Origin of the sequence: Methylobacterium platani (assembly GCF_001653715.1) — a bacterium.
GTDB classification, from domain to species: domain Bacteria; phylum Pseudomonadota; class Alphaproteobacteria; order Rhizobiales; family Beijerinckiaceae; genus Methylobacterium; species Methylobacterium platani.
Window position 1 is genome coordinate 1 of the sequence record NZ_LWHQ01000121.1, and the last position, 2370, is coordinate 2370.

Sequence of the window (2370 nt, forward strand, 5' to 3'; positions counted from 1 at the left end):
GGAGAGGGGATCCCGCGCCCCTCCTTTCCCCGGACAGCCCTGCGCGGGCGGGGAGAGGAGGGAACCTGCGCCATTTTCTGACCCGGACAGCCCTGCCGCGGGCGGCGAGACGAGGCTTTCTACCGCCCCGTCGCCACCGGCAAATCCTCCCGCCCGCCCCATTCCGACCACGAGCCGTCGTAGAGGGCGCGCGGCGGCCGGCCGAGGCTCTCGAGGGCGATGCCGACGATCGCCGCGGTGACGCCCGAGCCGCAGGTGGTGACGACCGGGCGGTCGAGGTCGATGCCGGCCCGGGCCACCGCCTCGCGTAAACGCGCCGCGTCCTTGAGCCGGCCGTTCTCCTGGAGCGCGGCGTAGTGCAGGTTCAGGGCGCCGGGCATATGGCCGGGGCGCACGCCGGGGCGGGGCTCGGCCTCCTCGCCGGCGAAGCGGGCCCCCGAGCGGGCATCGACCACCTGGGCCTGGCCGGCGAGCGCCCGCTGCACGTCGCCGACATTCGCCACCGCCGAGTGGTCGAGGCGGGCGGTGAAGTGGCGCCGGTCGCGCGGGCGGGGCTCGCCCTCCTCGACGGGGTGGCCGCCCGCGACCCAGGCCGGGAGGCCGCCCTCCAGCACCGCCACCTCGCGGGCGCCGAACGCCTTCAGGGTCCAGCGCACCCGCGGGGCGGAGAACAGCCCCATCCCGTCATAGACCACGATCGTCATGCCGTCGCCGATGCCCATCTGGCGCATCCGCGAGGCGAAGGCCTCGGGCGAGGGCAGCATGTGGGGCAGGGCGCTGGCCTCGTCGCGCACCGCGTCGATGTCGAAGCGGATCGCCCCCGGGATGTGACCGGCCCGGTACTCGGCCGCCGCGTCCCGGCCCATCGCCGGCAGGTACCAGGAACCGTCGAGCACGACGATGTCGGGGGCCGAGAGCCGCTCTGCGAGCCAGTCCGCCGTGACGAAGGGGCCGATCGACATGCCTGTCTGTCTCCGAAAGGGGCGTCGCGACGCCCGTCCGGTGCATTCTGCCCGAATTCCGGGCGTCGCCGCCACCCGTCCGGGCGCGAAAGCGGCGTTTCGCGGGGCCGCGCCGATCCTCCGGCGCGGATCGGCGCGGTCGCGCGGGGGTAAAGTGCTAACGAATGATATCGAGATGCCGGCACGGCCTGCCTAGAACGGGGTGTCCGTCGATCCGCGAGAGGCCTGAACGCCCGATGCCCGTCGCGTCACCGCCCGTCCGTCGCACCGCGCCCGGCCCTGTGGCCGCGCTTGGCTCTGTAGCCGCCCTTGGCCCTTCGGCCGCCCTTGGCACGGCGTTTGCGAGACGTCCCGTACTGCACCCGCCGTGTCCACTCTCCCTTGCACGGCCGGGCGTGGTCGACGGGCCAGGCGGTACGACTCCGAGGGCTGCCTGGCCCGCCCGTCCGCGGCGATGGACCGAGCGTGGATCCGCGCGCCACGCGGGCCCGACCGGACGACGCCGCGGCGCTGCCGCCTCGGTCGACCGGCGCGCGAGACGGCGCGCGACAGGGAGGGTGCGATGAACGCCACGGCCCGTTTCGAATGGCCGGTCCGGCCCGACCGGATCGAGGTCTCGTCCCGCGGCTATCTCGCCGCGGCGATCCTGCTGTCCGACCTGCGCGCCGCCCGCACGCCGCCTTCGGCGACGGTGCACCGGCTGGTGCCGCGCCGGGCACGGCCGCGGCCGGCGCCGGCCGAGGGGCTGCGGCGCGTCGCCGAGGCCTGAGGTTCCACCGGACACGAAAAAGGCGGCCTCTCGGCCGCCTCGATCGGGGAGGCGGGCTCGCGCGCGAGCCCGCCGGTCGCGCCCCCGCGTCAGATCCGGGGCGAGCGGCCGCGCATCAGGCCGAAGATGGCCGAGACCGCGAACAGCACGATCGCCACGAAGAACACGATCTTGGCCGCCTCCATGGCGGTGCCGGCGATGCCGCCGAAGCCCAGCAGAGCCGCGACGAGGGCGACGACGAGGAAGGTGATAGCCCAGCCGATCATTGGAAACTCCCGTATCGAAGGCTGCTGGATGGCTTCGCGGCGCCGTGCAGTGAAGCGTTGCAGCAAGTTGAACGAGAAACCATCGGACCGGGCGACAGGTTCCGCGGATTTTTTCGGATGAAAGACGGTTGCCGGCCGTAAGGGCCTGTACCAGGCACGACAGCGCCGGCCCGGGTCGGGCGGCGCGAGAGGACGTGCAACGCTGTGCGGAAGGGAGTGGCTCCCCGAGCAGGACTCGAACCTGCGACAAGGCGATTAACAGTCGCCTGCTCTACCAACTGAGCTATCGGGGATCGCGGCGGGACCTCTACCCAAGGCCGGCAGGGGGCGCAAGGGGGGTCGCGGGTTTTTGCAGGGCAATCGGGTGAATGAG

General features: G+C 73.2%; 3 protein-coding genes and 1 tRNA gene. 1 reads left to right on the plus strand and 3 read right to left on the minus strand.

The annotated features are described in order from the left end of the window. Positions 1-119: 119 nt before the first annotated feature. Positions 120-962 carry a 3-mercaptopyruvate sulfurtransferase gene (gene sseA / locus A5481_RS31670; RefSeq protein ID WP_048434544.1) on the minus strand — a complete coding sequence of 281 codons (843 nt, stop codon included), beginning with the start codon at positions 960-962 and terminating at the stop codon, positions 120-122. A gap of 562 nt (positions 963-1524) precedes the next feature. On the opposite strand from sseA, the gene A5481_RS31675 reads away from it, so the two are divergent. After that, positions 1525-1731: a hypothetical protein gene (locus A5481_RS31675; protein WP_048434543.1), complete on the plus strand. Its 207-nt coding sequence runs from the start codon at positions 1525-1527 to the stop codon at positions 1729-1731. A gap of 89 nt (positions 1732-1820) precedes the next feature. Here the strand turns inward: A5481_RS31675 and A5481_RS31680 are convergent, their stop codons facing one another. After that, a complete protein-coding gene (locus tag A5481_RS31680) occupies positions 1821-1997 on the minus strand; it encodes a DUF1328 domain-containing protein (protein ID WP_048431004.1) in 177 nt (58 codons plus the stop codon). Between the two features lie 217 nt (positions 1998-2214). Continuing rightward, positions 2215-2290: transfer RNA gene (locus tag A5481_RS31685), tRNA-Asn, on the minus strand. Positions 2291-2370: the final 80 nt, after the last annotated feature.

Coding starts and splice junctions, on each gene's coding strand:
- A5481_RS31680 (WP_048431004.1), bottom strand. CDS start 1,997: ATGATCGGCTGGGCTATCACCTTCCTCGTCGTCGCCCTCGTCGCGGCT.
- A5481_RS31675 (WP_048434543.1), top strand. CDS start 1,525: ATGAACGCCACGGCCCGTTTCGAATGGCCGGTCCGGCCCGACCGGATC.
- sseA (WP_048434544.1), bottom strand. CDS start 962: ATGTCGATCGGCCCCTTCGTCACGGCGGACTGGCTCGCAGAGCGGCTC.